Genomic DNA, 18,435 nt, shown 5'->3' with positions numbered 1-18,435 from the left:
TATGGGGCAAGCTGTTTTATCAGAAGTTTAACAGCCATGATAAGTAGTAATCAGGCCGGCTTTTTAGCTGCTCTCAGGAAGGCGGCGGTAGTAGCGCCAAAACCGGCTACCAGCGCCCCCAGAAAGGCGCTTATCACACCCATCAACGGGGCGCTGCGCACTTTCAAAATCATTTCACTCATCCTGTTGGCCAGTATATGATCGTTTCTTACATCCATATAAAAAGCCAGCATCATCCATAGCACAAAGATGCTGAGGAAAGCACTGAAAAAAGATTTTCCGGGAGACAAGGGCATCAGCAGGGTGACAAGGAAAGCAACAAGTGCCACACTCCACCAGGGCAATACCATACCGGCTACATAAGCCACAATGAGGATCAGGATAAAATGTGCAAAGGATTTCATCTTTCTAATATAAGCAGAAAAACGCAATAAATACCAGGGCTAATCGCAATAGGGAAATCGTTTTTTAAAACGCCAGAACATTTTATGAGAACAAACAATGCCTTCTTTACTTAATGCCAGGTCTTCAGAAGATACTTCATCTGATAATGACCACACGTCCTCACCGGATTTTCCATCTACCAGCGTATAGTAGAAATTTTTGTTACCCTTCGTCATCAGGTTGGTCAATCCCTGAGATGCAGCTCCACTGGCCAGGGAGGCTGCCAATGCTGCCAATGGAGTTCCACCTATTGCCGCACCTCTGGCTCCCCCACGCATAGGTATAATAGGATTTACAGTAGTCACAATACAGGCATCTACCTTTAATAGCCTGGCAATGGCTACCATATTGAGATAAGGCAACTTCAGGAAGTCAACTCCTGCCCGTTTCAATATGCTATCTGTTACTTCCCAGGGCTGAACAGCTACCAGTAAGCGATTAGTATCGGCTGTAATAACATGGTATAGTGCCTCTTGTAGCTCCACACCGTATTTTAATTCCAACGCGCGGTATTCTTTTATACTGCTGTCTGTTACAGAGGCGTATTTTATGAAGGCCGTTTTCATAGGCAGTATTGCAATGATCTTATGATCATATTTAACCTGGCCCGCCACCAATAGTGGACTTACGCCTATTAACAACAACAAACATAATAACTTATTCACCGTGCAGGTATGATATGAGGTTAGCCGGGGAAATGGTGGTATACAGTGTGATCTTCTATTGGTGCTTAATCCGCTACATTGCTAAACAGGAGCTGACGATCCCGGCAATCCCTTATGGGCACTCCTTTTTCGTCAGCTCCGTGAATTATTTTTATTTACTTTTTTCCAGTGCCTGTTCTATATCTGCCAGAATATCTTTGATGTTTTCCAGTCCTACTGAAATACGGATCAATCCTGGTGTGATACCGGCAATTGCTCTTTCGGCATCGCTGAGTTTAGCATGCGTGGTGCTGGCAGGATGCGAAGCAATGCTGCGGCTGTCGCCCAGGTTAGCCGTGAGTGACAGGAGTTGTAAGGCATCCAGGAACTTCACACCTTGTTGCAGGCCGCCTTTCAGCTCGAAGCAAACGATACCGCCGCCGCCTGACATTTGCTTTTTAGCAATGGCATATTGCGGATGGCTGGGCAGGAAAGGATACTTCACTGACAACAGGTGCGGATTACTTTCCAGTGCCTGTGCCAGTTTAAGTGCACTTTCTGTATGGCGTTCCATTCTCACATACAGGGTTTCCAGGCTCTTGCTCAATACCCACGCATTGAACGGAGACATGGCAGGGCCGGTGCTTCTGCAGAAAGTATGTATTTCCTTGATGAGTTCGGCCTTACCTACTATCACGCCTCCGAGTACACGTCCCTGGCCGTCGATCCACTTGGTAGCGGAATGCGTTACCAGGTGAGCGCCGGCAGCGATAGGCCGTTGTAATACCGGTGTAGCAAAACAGTTGTCTACGTTCAGTATGAGGTTATGTTTATTGGCAATATTGGCCAGCAGTTCGAGATCAATGATTTCCAGCCCGGGATTGGAGGGTGTTTCCACGAAGATCATCCGGGTATTGGGTTTTATCATGGCTTCGATACTGGCGGTATCTGTCATATCGAAATAAGAAGTTTCGATGCCCCATTTAGGCAGGAACTTCGTGATAACGGTATGTGTAGAACCAAAGATAGAGCGGGCCGACAGCAAATGGTCGCCTGTTTTGAGCAGGGCCATGAAGCTGGCAAAGATAGCGCTCATGCCGGAAGCGGTGGCATAGCCGGCTTCACCGCCTTCGAGGGCGCACATCTTCTGTATGAATTCGTCTACGTTGGGATTGCTGAAACGACTGTAAATATTAAAGTCCGTTTCATCCGCGAACGTAGCGCGCATTTCTTCTGCATTATCAAAACAAAAACTAGATGTCAGGAACATTGGTGAAGCATGTTCCATCTGATCTGTTCTGGGTATTTGAATTCTTACGGCATTGGTATCCGGTTGATACTGATTTCTGTCTTTGCTCATGGATATGGTAATTACAACCGTTTATGCATTCAATTTCACTTCCCAGGTCAGTTTTGTTTTTCCCTGACGCAGGGTTTCAGCTACAGAACAGTATTTGTTCATGGACAACTCCACTGCACGGGCAGCTTTATCGGGATCGATGTTACCTTTGAAGTGGAAAATCAGGTGAGCGGTTTCCCAGAGAGAAGGTTCTTTTCCTTTTTCTCTTTCTGCTTCAATTTCGATGCGGAAATCTACTACTTCCTGGCGTTGTTTCTTCAGGATCATCATCACATCAATGGCAGAACAACCGCCGAGGCCCATGATGACCATTTGCATAGGTCTTACCCCATTATTCTTACCGCCATTCTCCAGAGATGAGTCCATCAGTACTTTGTGGCCGTTTTCATCTACTGCCTCCATATTAAATCCGTCGTCTACTCTTTGTAATGCTATCTTCATAATTAATGCGTTTCTTAAACAAAGATAAATAAATCCATTGCCATTACGAATTACAAATTATGAACATACGCAGGGTGCTCCCTGTAAATCCCCTGATGTATATACTTACTTTTTTAATAGCAATATTGTAGTTTTGCGCAAATTCAGAAAAGCATTGTCGGCAAAGGTATTTTACAGTCAAGCAGCATTCCGGTTAGAATCCGGTCAGGTATTACCAGGATTACATATCGCGTATCATACGTATGGAACGATGAATGCCGATGGCAGTAATGTAGTATGGGTATGTCATGCGTTAACCGCAAACAGCGATGTAGCTGACTGGTGGACGGGCTTAATAGGCGCCGGTAAACCGATAGATCCCGAGCGGCATTTCATTGTGTGCGCCAATATCATTGGTTCCTGTTATGGCAGCAGTGGTCCTCATACTACGAATCCTGACACCGGAAGGCCCTGGTATCAAAGCTTCCCGGCGATTACCATCAGGGACATGGTGCAAGCGCATGTACTATTAAGGGAGCACTTGCAGATACCACGTATCCATTTACTGATTGGTGGCTCTATGGGCGGTTACCAGGCGCTGGAATGGTCGCTGACAGAACCTGACATCATTGACCGTTTATTCCTGCTCTGTACAGGTGCCGCTGAAAGTGCCTGGGGTATTGCGATACATACCGCGCAGCGACTGGCCATAGAAGCCGATGCCACCTGGCAGGACGATAACCACCATGCCGGTTCAAAAGGACTCAAGGCTGCCAGGGCTATTGGCATGCTCACCTATCGCAATTACCAGACTTTTGTAAAGGCACAGTCGGATGAAGACAAAGAAAAAACCGATCACTTCCGGGCTTCTTCCTATATCAACTACCAGGGCGATAAACTGGTGAAACGCTTCAACGCGCAAACCTACTGGCTGCTCACCAAAGCGATGGACAGCCATAACATTGCACGTGGCCGCCACGAAAATATTACCGCTACCCTATCTCATATTCAGCAACCAACACTGCTAATAGGCATCAGCAGTGATATTTTATGTCCACCGGAAGAACAACAGTTTATGGCCGCCCACCTTCCCTGGGCAACTTATCATGAAATAGATTCTACGTATGGTCATGACGGTTTCCTGATTGAATTTGAAAAAATAGGACGCATCCTCCAACAATGGATGACTAAATAAAGCTTGTATTCCAATTATATATAAAGGAGAGAAAAGCAGCGGATAGTTCCGCTGCTTTTTTATTTTAATCCCATTTCCGAAAGTGTTGAAAGCAGTTTTTTTTCGGTATATTTAATTACGACCAAATCTAAAGCATTAATCCACAGCGTATGAAAAGCATTTCTATCAAAGCCCTATGGGGCATCCTGGTGCTTTTATTTTCCCTAACCCAGGTAATTTCAGCACAGACATCCACAAGTATTAGTGGCATTGTCCATGAAAAAGGCAATGGCCGCGTACTCCCCGGCGTAACCGTTAGTATCAAAGGCGCTACATCCGGCACTATTACAGGTAGTAGCGGTACGTTTACCCTAAAAACCACGCATGCATTCCCGCTGACCCTCGTATTTTCCTATGTGGGTTACAAAACGGAAGAACAACAAATCAACGCTGCTACTGACAACGTATCAGTGGAACTCAGTACCACCGAAATCCTCGGCCAGGAAGTGGTGGTAGCTGCCAGCCGCGTACAGGAAAGCATCCTGCAATCACCTGTATCTATCGAAAAGCTGGACGCACGCGCCATCAAAGCGTCTCCGGCTCCCTCCTTTTATGATGCCATCGGCAACCTGAAAGGTGTGGAAATGAGCACGCAGAGTTTAACCTTCAAATCCGTTAACACCCGTGGGTTCAACAGCAATGGTAATACCCGCGTGTTACAACTGAACGATGGTATGGACAACCAGGCGCCCGGTCTCAACTTCGCCGTAGGCAACATGGTGGGTATTCCTGAACTGGACCTGGACAACGTAGAGCTGATTCCCGGCGCCGCTTCTGCCCTCTATGGCCCTAATGCGCTCAATGGTATTGTGCTGATGACCAGCAAAAATCCTTTTCAATACCAGGGTGTCAGCGCCCAGGTAAAGACCGGCATTTTGAATGATAATGGTCGTACCGACGCTACCACCGGCTATTATGATGTAGCTGTGCGATATGCACATGCCTTTAATAACAAATGGGCATTTAAATTAAACGTAGGTTACCTGCAGGCGAAAGACTGGCAAGCCTACGATCACCGCGACCAGAGCCTTGCAAACGGGCATACACTGGCAGATGGTACCCGTGCAAATAATGAAGGATATAATGGGGTGAATATTTACGGTGATGAGAACACCGTTAATATGTACAACACCCTCGCAGCACAGGCTGCGACTCCGGGCTCCGCCCTGGCTACGCAACTGGCGCAGGTTTCCGGCATGTTCGGAGGTTCAGTAACACCTCAACAGATCCTGAATGCAGCTATTCCGGGTGCTGGCAGCAGTAACATTACCCGCACCGGTTACAATGAAGCCGATGTAGTGGACTATACCACTAAAAACCTGAAATTGAATGGTGCTCTTCATTACAAAATCACTGAAAACCTGGAAGCCCTTATTCAGGGTAGTTACGGCGCTGGTACCACCGTGTACACCGGAGCCGATCGCTACTCCCTGAAGAACTTCAACATGGGCCAATATAAAGTGGAAGTGAGAAGTCCAGACTTCTATGTAAGACTGTATACTACCCAGGAAAGATCCGGCGATAGTTATGCCGGTGGTACACTGGCTGCCGGTATTAATGAAGCCTGGAAAACCAGCCAGCAATGGTATGGCGAATATTTCGGCACTTATGCCTCTAAATCTATCACCGGCTTTGCTCAAGCCTATGGTGCCGCATTACAGGGAGGTGCGAGCCCTGCGGCCGCATTGACTGCCGCCCAGAATGCCGTGAACGGCAATCGTGGCGCCTTTAACACAGCCGCCAGAACCAAAGCAGACGAAGGCCGCTTAATACCTGGTACCGCTGCATTTGACGCTGCTGCCGATAAAGTAAAAAATAAAGCCATCCCAGGTGATGCCACCGGCGTTGGCGCGAAGTTTACAGATAAAACAAACCTGTACCAGGCGGAATTCATGTACAACTTCCATAAGCTAATCCCCTTCGTTGAAGTTCTTGTGGGTGGTAACTATCGCCGCTATGCATTGAATTCTGAAAAAACGCTGTTTGCACTGGACGACAACGGCAAAGAATTCCGTATCAATGAATATGGTGGCTATGTACAGCTGATGAAGAAGCTAATCAACGACCATCTGAAACTCACGGGTTCTGTGCGTTATGATAAGAATATGAACTTCAAAGGTCAGTTTAGCCCACGCCTGTCTGCTGTGTACACCTTCCTCGAAACACAAAACATCCGTATCTCCTATCAAACAGGTTTCCGTATTCCACACAACCAGGATCAGTATATAGACCTGGTCACACCACAAGCACATCTGATTGGAGGTTTGCCTTTCCTGCGGGAACGGTACGGTTTGGATAAAGGGCCTGTGTATTCCTTACAATCTGTGCAGGCAGGTGCGCCTAAACAATACACCTTTAACGAGTTTTTACCGGAAAAAATACAGGCATATGAAATCGGATATAAAGCACTGGTGGCAAAGAAAGTGCTGATCGATGCCTATATCTATAAAAATGATTTCAAAAACATGAACGGCACACAAGTGCTCATTCAACCTACCAGTGCTACTACCCGGAATATTTTCTCCATCCCGGTAAGTGCACAGGAAACCGTACATTCATGGGGTTGGGCGCTGGGACTGGATTACAGCCTGCCACTTAACTTTACTGCCGGCGGTAACGTATCCTACAATGAGTTGACTAATGAAAAAGACCTCGGTACATTTATGGCGATGTACAACACTCCTAAAGTTCGTTACAGCCTGAATGCAGGTAATCGTAATATTGCCAATTCAAATGTTGCAGTGAACGTGCTGTGGAAATGGCAGGACTCCTTCGTATGGTCTTCTTCTTTTGTAGGTCCTAATATAAATGCAGCCGGATTGAGCGAAATACCTTCATTCGGTACACTGGACGCGATGGTGAGCAAATTTTTCCCGAAAGCTAAAACTACCGTGAAACTCGGTGCTGTGAACCTGTTGAATAAGAAATATATTCAATCATGGGGTAACCCAACTATCGGATCACAGTATTATATATCCTTAGGGTACAATTTGTAATAGCTTTTAGCTTTTAGCTTTTAGCTAGCGAAGATTAACAAAATATAAAAGGCCTTGCGGCTTTATTTTTCTAAGTAATTATGTTTAGAAAGATAAATACGCAAGGCCTTTTTCTTATAAAAATCAATCATCTTGCATGTTGATTTGCCTAACAGCTAACAGCTAACAGCTAACAGCTAACAGCTAACAGCTAACAGCTATTACAATACATCCCACCAGGGTTTATCTGGCGCTGCCGGTTTATCTGTTGATGGATTTACGGGTGGCACCTCAGCCGCAGGCGTTGCTTGTGGCGTGGTATTGATATGAACGCCAGCTACGCTGGGTGTGGTGGGGGCTTGCTCCCCAGCCCAGATGCTACGGGCTTCCGCTTTGATATCCTCACGCTGCAGCAATGCCGTCAGGGAGGATTTCAGCTTCGCTCCCAGGTCCGGCTTTACCATGTACACGAAATTGGCGTAGCCTTCCATACTGCTGATAATGTTCTTCCCTTTGCCCCAGGATTTACCGGATAAGCCGGTGTGCCCTATCTGATGCAGCAGTGCGCGGAATTTACGCAACGTGGTGCGGTCCAGGCTCAGTTTTTCGTTTACCACAATGCCGGTTACTTCCTGTTTGTCGCCCCGGCGCATTACTTTCAGCTTCTCCGGATGAAGGGTAAACCCTTCTTCTTTCACAAACATTTTAATAGCGCGGAGGAGCTGTCCTGCTTTATCTGCGGCATCTCCTTTTGCGGAGAAAGTCATATCGTCTGCATATCGCGTATAGGCGTAACCGTATTTATTTGCCAGTCCTGCGAAACGCTGATCCAGCTTATAACAGATCAGGTTGGTGATAGCCGGGCTGGTAGGCGCGCCTTGCGGAAGATGTCTTTCTGTTTTAGCCACATAATATTTGCGGCCGTCCAGCAGTACTTCATCTACTTCCGGCTCGGTACAGATGAGGCCAAGAATAGTAGCTACCTGTTCGGCATAACCCAGTTTACAAAAGAGTCCTTTTACTCTTTTGTAGGCTACTGATGGGAAGAAATCTTTCAGGTCGAGATTGATAACGATATCCTGGCCTATATGTGGCGTGGCATTGGTCACAATTGATTTTCCCGGTACGAAGCCGTGGGCGGCATCATTATTTTTTATTTTATAAAGGATGTTTTCGAGAATCCAGTGCTGCGCAGCTTTCAGTTGGGGCATGGGTGCAGAGATCACGCGGGTACCGCCTGATTTCTTAGGCACCTGGAAACGCTGGTAGTGGGTATGGTGGCCTATTTTCCGGCTGAACGACAAGTAGCGCAGCTTGCCGATGGTGATATTCATGGCGTTGGCTAAAGCCACTGCATCAGACAGTACCGGTAACCCGAATCTGGTGAGTTGTGCAGTATCCGGTGTTACTTTATTTAAGCCAGCGGACACGTCTTCTCCCAGGTATACGATTTGCAGATTTTTGGTCGCGGCCCATTCTGCTGCACGTTTTACCCGTTCTTCTTCCCGGCGTTTTTTGGTTTCTGCACGTTTTAATTTTGCTTTAGCCATGCGATCCTTGCGCATGTCTTCCAGCATCTTTCTTTTGTTGCGGTATTTTTGTTTCTCAGCAAGGAGTTCATTCAACTGGCGATTCAGCTCTCCCTCTTTACGAATCAATGTTACTGCCGGTGCAGGCTGTCCTACATTATTAGGCCAGAACCCCAGGCGAGTCATTTCTTCCAGTATATATTCCTCTTTAGAGGAGGCACGTATTTGATCGTAGAGCTGTTGACGGGTTAATGACATGATAAATATTTTGGTATTTATTCATTTTTTCAAACGGGGAACTATATGACTTAACAGTATGCTGTTACTAGTATATAATCGCCCAAAAGCTTAATAATAAAATACAATGATGGTGGTGAAAGGTGACTGGCAGCGCAGCCTTGCTGAGTGGGAAGAAACAAAATTCTGTAAAGAGGAAAGGCCTTCGTGCGAACCATTGACTAAATCAATCAACTCCAGGGAGGGGCCTACCATACGTATATTTCAGCCCTCGGGGCTACTACCGGAAATATGCGTATGGTAGGCCCCTCCCAAAGTAAAGATTGCATTTAGTGAAGCATGTATAGTCAATAAACCTGAATGACGAAACATCATTCGTCCCTTTTCGGGCGCAAGTGCAATCAATTCCTCTTTACAAAGATCTTTGTTATTAACGAGTCAGCAAGGTAGAAATAATTTCCGGAAAATAAAATATCTTCCTGAAAAATTATTTCACTGCTTTACTTTCCGAATGCGCTATACGCAGTGCCAGCATGTGTTCGCAGGGACCTTTGTATAATTTATTCGTACCAAAAAAGCTACAATCACAATGACCTTCGCTTAATCTTTCATCTCCATCTATGGTAATAACGGGATGGTATACACGTTGTGTTAACTGTACATTTCCTTTTAGTTGTAATCCAACACCAGGAATGTCTGTTTCTGCTACGCTTACTTTCCCTTCTTTAATATATTTGTTGGCAGATTCTTCCTGTGGATTAGAAAACCGCAACTGGTCCAGTGGTAAAGGTTCACGGCTCAGTTCCCGCAGGCGATACAGACCGGTATGCAAATCATAAATCACTTTACCTGCCTGTGTATAAATACCCAGCGCTCCTAACACCGTTGCCTTGTCCAAACCGGTAGCACCTGCAATGGTAGCCGGTTTCGCCATCCAGCGCGTTTTCAGGTCTTCCATTACTTTGAGCTTGGCTGCATCATCTACGGCGGCTCTCGGTGCCATCAGGTCAAATTGCCCGGCACGTGACCAGTCGTTCGTGGTCCAGCCGCTTAAGCCCAGCGTAAACTGCATATCACCGAGATCCGCTACATAGAAAGATGGCAACCCGTTGCCGGTAAGATGTACGGTGAATTTACGGGCAATGGGGATCAGTCTTTCCAGGATCAGCATCCTTCTCCTACCCCATATCCGGATTTCCCTTCGCTGCGGACCCGTATATAACGATCTCGCACATACGATTTCATGATTCCAGGGTTCAAATACAGCGCGTACCGGTTTACCTGGTTCCAGGATAAAACGGATAGAGCGCGGCCCTTTCTTTTCTTTGAACCGGCGTAACCAGGAACAGAAATTATATACATCCATTGGATGCAGATCAAAGCTGGCGGCGGGTAACGTCATAGCTGAACTTACCTGTAAAAATCCTCTCACCCAGCTATCAGGCAAATCAATCTTTACTTCATGGTATAATTCTTCCTGGGAAGTTTGCACCTGGAAGCCACCCGGATCAATCTTAAAATCTGTTTCCTTGTAATCCCGTATCTTCTGGAACTCATTATACAAAGCCGCCGAATAATCAATGTTGGTGGTACCACATTCAAATTCGTTCACCTCTTTGAATACATTATAGCTGGCACTTAGCTTTCCGTAAGTAGATTCATCCTGGCTGAAACATTCAAAGAACATTTCATCGGGATGTACAGTGATCACGGGGTCCAGCACAAACCAGGCGTCGCGGTCTTTTTGATATAGAAAGTCGAAATACTGTTTTCGGGCTTTATAAAAAGGCCCCATCACCTTGTCTTTCTCTGCGGCGATATCCTTCAGCTCTCCTCTCAGTGCTTCGATACGCGCATCAGCAGCTTTCTCATCATATTGATTCATGTACTCCGCCAGCCAGAGTGATTCCTGCTGGGCGGCCCATTCTTTATAAGCAGTTTTATCTTTGGGTTTAAAGCGCAAATCGGATACCACTACATCATGCAGGGCGGATATGGCTTCACGAAAAGCTATTTTTTTATGCAGCTTCCCTACAAAGAAAGTCGGGTCACGGTGGGTATCCGGTGCAAAGGAAATGCCAGCAGAAGTAGCATTACTGTACACCTGGGAATTACCACTGTATCTATAGTTGAATAACATAAAATGGATTACTTTTTAAGATACTCTTATCGCTGTTGGCAATACCTGGATAGGCATATCAATGGTATATTGCTGCTGTATGTGGTACATAATATCAATACAGCGGGCTTTATCTCCAATGGCTACAGTAGCGGAAATATGTGCAATGATATGTCCGATGTAAGTAGCGGCATCTGCTGATTTCAATGCTTCTTTCTCCAGGAATGTAAAAATCCTTTCCTTCGCAACACGGGCTTTATTTACTCGGCTTAACACGATCCGGAAATATGGTTCCAGTTGTTGCAGGTAATCCAGGTTACCGGCAGCATAGCGTTCCAGGTAGTTGGTGGCAAATAACTGCATCGACTCGCTGGGATGCTGGCTCAGTTTCAGGAGATAGCTGGTACCATCTTCTTCACGGAAGAAACGCATCAGCAGCTCGCGGCCAAACGCCTGGATATCTGGTCTGACGCTATCTGCTACTGCTACCAAAGTTTCGGGGCTCCAGTCGTTTTCGCCAAACTGTGTCCGGAAAAATTCCATGGCATTGCGGCGGCTATCTTCCCATTTCGCATCCAGTAAACCAATGGCGGCATCGCGTTCATAGCGGATACGCTCTACGTTGGTATAGTAGAACTGCCAGCACCATTCCCTGGCGGCGAGGAGCTCGTGGCTACCAGCGGCAATCACCTGTTTCAGCGACAATGCGGATGCAGGAATGTACTTGTTGAGTACAACCAACCCGAATTCCTGGGCAGCACGATAATTGGAATATAGCAAACGTAGCGCGGTGTCGGTATCTACATCCTGTAAAAAGTTCACCAGCTCATTACTGAGAATGGCGGCAACATCGGCATGCATTCCCTCCGCTGTTTCCCTGCGCATCAGGCGTGGCACCAATTCATTGACGAGGTAAACTGCCAGGCGGTGATCCTGTTGTACGAGTTGATTGATCAGCGGGCGAATGCCATTTCGTACGTCCGTGTACGTATTCAATATAATTTGGAGTATCAATTCCGGCCGGGCCAGCAATTCGGTTATACCCATGGCTGTCAGCACTTTCACACCGGCTTCTCTTACCGGCTGGAAGCTGTTGGCCAGCAGGTTATTCACCAGGCCATTTGATATTTCGGCGTAATTGAAATGACCTTGTCTGAGTAACAATAAACGTGCAGCAAAAGCATGGCAGGCGGCCACTGGGCTTTGCAACAGTTCTTCTATTACTGGTATAGCCGTTTCCGTTAGGGCCTCCCTGCAGAAGGTTTCAATGATGTTACAACCGTCGTTCAGGTTTACGTTACCTGCCTCCGTAGCGGTTTTTAGGGCAAGTAAGCCACTGATGGCTTTGGAGCTGAGTACCCGGGCTTTATCCAGCGGCAGATACGTAGGTTTCAATTGTTTGCGTACAAAATTGCGTACCTCCTGGTACGGCGAGAAGATAAGGTGCATGAGGAATTCTGCATCGCCGAAGCAAAAGGCTTCATGCTCGCTGATCCATTGCAGGCCCTGTATACGCGCCAGCTCCAGCGGACTTTTAATCAGCACATAGAACAGGCCCAGTTCCGGGTTGGCAGGATTATATCTTTCCTTCGCCAGCTCCAGTCCAAACATAGAAGGGATGCTGAAAGGATTTGCCAGTAAACCGGCGATCACTTTTTCATCCATCTTTGCTTTCAGGGAAGTATAGTCCGGATGTTGCTTCAACTGCTCCATGGCGAAAATGTGCACCACTTCCATCCGTGCAGAAATCAGCAACTGGATAAATGCCTGTGGCAATTGTTTCCATAGCTCCAGGTGGGGTACATCACTTATCACTTCCGGCGCCTTCTCCGGTTGGTATTCCGGCGGCACTGCCGCGGTCGTCAGGTTCTTTTCTGTTCCACCCAGCCAGCCGAATAATTTCTTCAGCAGGCCGTTCTTATCCTGGTTTTTGGTAGCATCCGGATTAGCGCCCAATACTGGTTTATTCTTACTGTCGGCTGAAGTGTCTTCTTTTTTGAACATCCACTCATTGCCGCGGGGCAGTAATATGAGATCAGCGGCGTTGCCACGTAGTATATAATTCAAAAATACGGCGCGGGAGTTAGCGGGAAACTGCCGGTAGGTAGTTACGTAACGACCATTTACCCAGGAATAATCGCGCAACTGGTATTCTTTGGTTGCATCTCTTTCTTCTTCGTATTGCAACAGCAATGCGGTGGCCAGACGTACATACTGAATATCGCTGGCGGCCCCAAACTGGCGCAGGTGACGCATTACGCGACGATGCAGGTAAGCACGTGTTTGAGCGGAATAAGCTACTTTACTGGTAGGGCGACGCAGTTCTTTATCAGGCTGAATCATTTCCTGCAATTCCGGCACGTAAACTTTTCCAGCTACCTTTTCATCGTCATAATTGTAGTAACTGCCAGGATTCACAAACATAGCAGCTTCCCGTTCAAAGCGGGCGGCCAGGATGGCAACAATGCCCTGGTCGTCGCGCAATTCTGCCTGTTTGAAAATATGGCGGATATGCTGAAAGTAAGAAGGCCGGAATGGCAACTGGTGTAACAGGGCTATCATGGCCTGTTTCACCGTGGCATTTTCATACGCTACCAGGAACAGCTCTTCCAATATATCATAACTGGGTTGCTGTTGGTTCACTATTCTTTCCTGCAGAAGTTGGAACAGTGCTCCTGTATCGTTGGCAGCGATGGTAGTCTGAAAAATTTCGGGTAGCCGTTGCAGATAGGACTGTATATGTGCGGCGCGTTCTTCCGGTGGCAATGCCAGCAACAATCCGTTGGCAGCCAGCATACGGACGTTTAGTTTCCAGGAGCTGTTGTCTGCGTAGGAACGAAGTGCCGGAATAGCAGCAGGGTCGGCGCATCTGGCCAATGCCCATAAGGCATTGTAGCGTTGCAACGCATCTCCTTTTTCTACCAGTTTAATCAGGTAAGGTACGGCTTCTTTGAGCTTCTCTTCTCCTGCCCGCCAAATAACCCGGGGTGTACTCCAGGTAGTTTTATAGGAAGACTTTCCTTCTATGGCGTCCTGTAAACGTCGTAGAATAGCGCGGTGCTTAACATTCTCCACGGTGGTGGTATCTACCGGAACAAATGATAAGTCCTGTGTGGCTTCCTGTTCTCCAAGATATCCTTTGCTTCGCTTTTCCTTTTCAAGGGCGTCGAATATGGTAGTGGCGGCGGGAAGAGCTACCGGGTTAACGGTTTTGGTTCCATCCTTCAGGTTCCCAAATCTTTTTCCATATCGGAAGTTAACAAGATACTGGTCCGGGCCAACTTCACAAAGGTCAATTTCATACGTCTTATCCGAGTTTCCTTCCCGGAAAAAGAGTTTTACGTTTTTGACAATTCGCATGTGCTACAATAATAATAGTGGGCTAAGCTAATAAAAGATTTACAAAAACGAAGTCATGAATTTAAAAACGTGGATAAATAAGTATATATACGTAACCGTTAGTGGGGTAAAATGAGAACGGGCCGGATATACTCCGGCCCGTTCCTGTTGTAACCTTCAAAAGAATATCTTACACGTTGAAGCGGAAGTGCATTACATCTCCATCTGCCACCACGTATTCTTTTCCTTCAATACGCAGACGGCCATTATCGCGGGCTGCAGCTTCCGAGCCGTATTTCACGTAGTCTTCATAAGCAATTACTTCTGCCTTGATAAATCCTTTCTCGAAATCGGTGTGGATTACGCTGGCGGCCTGTGGTGCTTTCCAGCCTTTGTGGATGGTCCAGGCACGCACTTCCTGTACGCCGGCAGTGAAGTAAGTGATAAGTTCCAGCAGGTTGTAGGCAGAGCGGATCAGGCGGTTCAGACCTGGTTCTTTCAAACCATATTCGCCGAGGAACAGTTCCTTGTCGGCCGGATCTTCCATTTCGGAGATCTGTGCTTCGATGGTGTTGTTCATCACGATCACGGTAGCATTTTCTGCTTTCACTGCTTCCTGCAGGGCTTCAGAGTATTTATTACCGGTATGTAAAGACGCCTCATCCACGTTGGCCACGTACAACACGGGTTTTTCAGTGAGGAGGAACAGGTCTGCAATGGCTACACGTTCCTCTTTGCTGAGGCCCAGTTCACGGATATTGCGTCCTTTTTCCAGGTGTTCCTGGCATCTTTTCAATACTTCAAATTCTACTTTTGCTTTAGGATCGCCACCGGTTTTCGCCATTTTCTCGGTGCGGGCTACTTTACGTTCCACGCTGTCGAGGTCTTTCAGCTGTAATTCGGTGTCAATAATTTCCTTGTCGCCAACAGGGTTGATGGCGCCTTCTTCACGAAGAATGTTTTCATCTTCGAAGCAGCGGATCACGTGTACAATAGCATCTACCTCACGGATGTTTGCCAGGAATTTATTTCCCAGGCCTTCTCCTTTACTGGCGCCTTTAACGAGACCGGCGATATCCACAAACTCGATGGTAGTAGGAACCACGCGGTCTGGTTTTACCAGCTCTTCCAGTTTATACATACGTTCGTCGGGCACATCTACCTGTCCTACGTTCGGTTCTATCGTACAGAAGCGGTAGTTACTGGCCTGCGCCTTAGCGCTGTTGCTCACCGCATTAAATAAAGTCGATTTTCCAACATTCGGCAATCCTACAATTCCAACTTGCAAAGCCATTTTTTAAAATTTGCGCAAAGATAGGTTTATTTTAGTTTATTTGTTGATTGAATAAACCAATAATCTAATGGCATTAAACTACGTATGGCTGGGATTTTTCCTTATTGCATTTGTTGTAGCAGTTTTCAAGTCGGTAGTTTTACAGGACGCATCGGTATTCGGCGACATTATGAATGGCATGTTTGCCAGCGCTAAAACCGGCGCAGAGATTTCACTGGGCCTGGCAGGGATTATGACGCTATGGCTGGGAATCATGCGTATTGGCGAGGTAGCCGGCATGATTAACCGCTTTTCCCGGCTGGTGAACCCCTTTTTCTCCAAGCTATTCCCGGAAGTACCTAAAGGCCATCCGGCCATGGGTTCTATGATGATGAACTTTTCGGCTACCCTGCTGGGGCTCGATAATGCCGCCACTCCTATGGGGCTCAAAGCCATGAAAGAATTACAGGAAATCAACCCTAAACCCGAGGAAGCCAGCAATCCGCAGATCATGTTCCTGGTGCTGAATACTGCCGGTATGGTGTTGATTCCTACATCGGTTATTGCTATCCGGCTGGCAGCGGGCGCAGCCAATCCTGCGGATATCTTCATTCCTACGGTCATATCCACATTTATGGCGTTTATTATGGGTATGGTAACGGTATCCATCTTCCAAAAAATTAACCTGTTTAAGCTACCGGTATTAATAGCGCTGGGCGTTTTTGCGGGTATTATGGCCCTGCTTTGGTTTTGGGTAAATAGCTTACCTGCCGCAGAAATAGGCCCTAAAACGGCCTCCCTGGGCGGTGCCGTGATCTTCGTGATTATTGTAACCTTCCTCATTGCAGGCATGGTAAAAAAGATAAATGTATATGACGCTTTTATTGAAGGCGCCAAAGAAGGGTTCCAGGTATCTGTGCGAATTATTCCTTACCTGGTGGGAATGCTGGTGGCCATCAGCGTATTCCGTACCACAGGTTGCCTCGATTATGTGACCAACAGCATTGGTTATCTTATTGGCAAAATGGGGCTCAATACAGATTTCGTACCTGCGTTACCGGTAGCCTTTATGAAACCGTTGAGTGGTGGTGGCGCCCGGGCGCTGATGGTAGATATCCTGAAAACACATGGGGTAGATTCCTTTGTGGGCAAACTGGCCAGCATTATACAAGGTACCACAGAAACAACCTTCTATGTACTGGCGGTATATTTTGGTTCTGTTAATATCAAACAAACGCGATATGCGCTGGCCGCAGGCCTGATAGCAGATTTCTTTGGTATGCTCTGCGCGATTTTGCTGGGGTATTTCTTCTTTCATTAGAGCGGAAAGCAGAAAGCAGAAAGCAAAAAGCTATTGTAGCGAATGATAAGAGCAGGTAAATAAATTACTTATCCGCTCTTATCATTCGCTACAATAGCTTTTTGCTTTCTGCTTTCTGCTTTCTGCTCTTACTGATCCCACCAGATATGATCAGTCAGTTGCACTGCCGGCATATTTGCGCCATTACGGCTTTTCTCGGTATCCGGGTAAGCCAGGCGCCTGATGAATGTAGTCAGCTTGGCATTTTCAGGCAGATGGAAGTTTTTATATTTATAATCATAGCGGCGGGCATCGTTCCAGGTATCCGGGTGCAGGAACTGCGCGGTATATTTTTCTTTCAAAATAAGATCCAGGGTAATGGCCCCCTCTCCTACACCCACTACAGGATTGCGTAAGTAAGCATTCCGTTTGGCAGTGTCCACTCCTATTTTATCCATGTTAGCCGTGATGCCGTCGATATAAGCCGTATAAGCTTTCTTTTTGTCGCCCTGCCGGAAAGCTGCTTCCGCAGCAATAAAGCGGCATTCTGCATAAGTAGCTACCAGCAGTGGCGCACCGGGACGGGAATAAAATCCTTTCACTGACAGGTAACACTCCTCTTTATCAGTACCAGATCCTATACGTCCGGCACCATTAATAGTACCCCGATAATCACCAAACTTGGTAGTATCAGTGATCAGTGGCAACCGCGGATCAAATACGCCGTAAGTTTTGCCATTCATAGCATCTACAAAATGTGCGCTGAGCCAACCATCCAGGGAGTTGTTGATATTATTCACGGCCGCCTCGTTCCAGGGACTGAGTGATTGAAATAACAGCATCTGTGCATCATCTGCATTAGTGGTATATGCATGGTCAAGTGCAGCCAGGATAGCGGTGGCATCGTAGGTAGTTTTTTTAGTGAGATGGTTAAGCAAACGGGCCCTGATCGCATACGCCGTTTTAATCCAGGCGCCGGTATTACCACCGAAGAGCAGGTCTTTGGCGCCATCCAGTTCATATTTGGTATCGGCAGCTTCCAGTTGTGCAATGCCTTCTGTTAATAGTGTAAGACAATAAGTATATACACTATCGTCGGCTGTATAAGGCGGTTGAATGATGTTGGCGTTAAACGCACTGGAATAAGGCACGCTTCCCCACAGGTCGTTCAGCATTTCCAGGTTAATGGCCATCATCACTTTGCCGGCGCCTGCGTGGCGGGCAGCCCCTACTTTTCCAGCCTGCGCTATCAGGTCATGAATATCAGTCATGTTGTGGTACAACAATTTCCAGGTGGCGCTGTAGTCGGTGGATTGATAGGTATCTGTTGCCCCATCAGCATTGGGTGATGCGAGGTATTGCACCAGGTAAGAGGTGATATTACTGACCTTGTACACATTAATAGCGGTATGATAGGTTGCAGATACCATCAACCCGTTCAGCGGCGGCGTGGTGGCCTGATTGGGGTTATTATTGATGTCGAGTGATTTGCTGCAAGCCGTAAACAGCATCCCGGATAGTGTAGTATATAATAATATGGAGCGTAATTTTTTCATGATCA

Annotated in this window: 12 protein-coding genes; 3 read left to right on the top strand and 9 right to left on the bottom strand. The window is 46.9% G+C overall.

Annotated elements, in window-relative coordinates; translation table 11 throughout:
- Positions 1-50: 50 nt before the first annotated feature.
- From J7623_RS20310 to J7623_RS20295, 4 genes are all read right to left on the bottom strand, one after another.
- Positions 51-404: a hypothetical protein gene (locus J7623_RS20310; protein ID WP_291923807.1), complete on the bottom strand. Its 354-nt coding sequence runs from the start codon at positions 402-404 to the stop codon at positions 51-53.
- A gap of 39 nt (positions 405-443) precedes the next feature.
- Complete coding sequence (locus J7623_RS20305; protein ID WP_291923805.1) at positions 444-1,109, bottom strand: hypothetical protein; 666 nt, start codon at positions 1,107-1,109, stop codon at positions 444-446.
- Between the two features lie 151 nt (positions 1,110-1,260).
- Positions 1,261-2,448, bottom strand: a complete 1,188-nt coding sequence (locus tag J7623_RS20300; protein ID WP_291923804.1) for an O-succinylhomoserine sulfhydrylase — start codon at positions 2,446-2,448, stop codon at positions 1,261-1,263.
- A gap of 21 nt (positions 2,449-2,469) precedes the next feature.
- The gene (locus J7623_RS20295; protein ID WP_291923803.1) at positions 2,470-2,889 is read right to left on the bottom strand and encodes an OsmC family protein; all 420 of its coding nucleotides are present in this window, start codon (positions 2,887-2,889) and stop codon (positions 2,470-2,472) included.
- A 133-nt stretch (positions 2,890-3,022) separates the two neighbouring features.
- Here J7623_RS20295 and metX point away from each other — a divergent pair, with 133 nt between their 5' ends.
- Complete coding sequence (metX, locus tag J7623_RS20290) at positions 3,023-4,063, top strand: homoserine O-acetyltransferase (RefSeq protein ID WP_291923802.1); 1,041 nt, start codon at positions 3,023-3,025, stop codon at positions 4,061-4,063.
- A 149-nt stretch (positions 4,064-4,212) separates the two neighbouring features.
- Positions 4,213-7,098, top strand: a complete 2,886-nt coding sequence (locus tag J7623_RS20285; protein ID WP_291923800.1) for a TonB-dependent receptor — start codon at positions 4,213-4,215, stop codon at positions 7,096-7,098.
- Between the two features lie 200 nt (positions 7,099-7,298).
- Here the strand turns inward: J7623_RS20285 and J7623_RS20280 are convergent, their stop codons facing one another.
- From J7623_RS20280 to ychF, 4 genes are all read right to left on the bottom strand, one after another.
- Complete coding sequence (locus tag J7623_RS20280; protein WP_291923798.1) at positions 7,299-8,864, bottom strand: reverse transcriptase family protein; 1,566 nt, start codon at positions 8,862-8,864, stop codon at positions 7,299-7,301.
- Positions 8,865-9,330: 466 nt separating this feature from the next.
- Positions 9,331-10,983, bottom strand: coding sequence for an SWIM zinc finger family protein (locus tag J7623_RS20275; RefSeq protein WP_291923797.1), 1,653 nt, complete (start codon positions 10,981-10,983; stop codon positions 9,331-9,333).
- 15 nt (positions 10,984-10,998) lie between these two features.
- On the bottom strand, positions 10,999-14,322 hold the full coding sequence (locus J7623_RS20270; protein WP_291923795.1) for a HEAT repeat domain-containing protein: 3,324 nt from the start codon (positions 14,320-14,322) through the stop codon (positions 10,999-11,001).
- Between the two features lie 169 nt (positions 14,323-14,491).
- On the bottom strand, positions 14,492-15,595 hold the full coding sequence (gene ychF, locus J7623_RS20265) for a redox-regulated ATPase YchF (protein WP_291923794.1): 1,104 nt from the start codon (positions 15,593-15,595) through the stop codon (positions 14,492-14,494).
- Between the two features lie 67 nt (positions 15,596-15,662).
- On the opposite strand from ychF, the gene J7623_RS20260 reads away from it, so the two are divergent.
- Positions 15,663-16,895 carry a nucleoside recognition domain-containing protein gene (locus tag J7623_RS20260; RefSeq protein ID WP_291923793.1) on the top strand — a complete coding sequence of 411 codons (1,233 nt, stop codon included), beginning with the start codon at positions 15,663-15,665 and terminating at the stop codon, positions 16,893-16,895.
- Between the two features lie 128 nt (positions 16,896-17,023).
- On the opposite strand, the gene J7623_RS20255 is transcribed toward J7623_RS20260, so the two are convergent.
- On the bottom strand, positions 17,024-18,430 hold the full coding sequence (locus J7623_RS20255; protein WP_291923791.1) for a SusD/RagB family nutrient-binding outer membrane lipoprotein: 1,407 nt from the start codon (positions 18,428-18,430) through the stop codon (positions 17,024-17,026).
- Between the last annotated feature and the right edge of the window lie 5 nt (positions 18,431-18,435).

This window comes from Chitinophaga sp. (assembly GCF_017745275.1).
Taxonomy (GTDB): domain Bacteria; phylum Bacteroidota; class Bacteroidia; order Chitinophagales; family Chitinophagaceae; genus Chitinophaga.
Note: the sequence above shows the minus strand (reverse complement) of the source record. Positions and strands in the feature narration are given on the sequence as shown.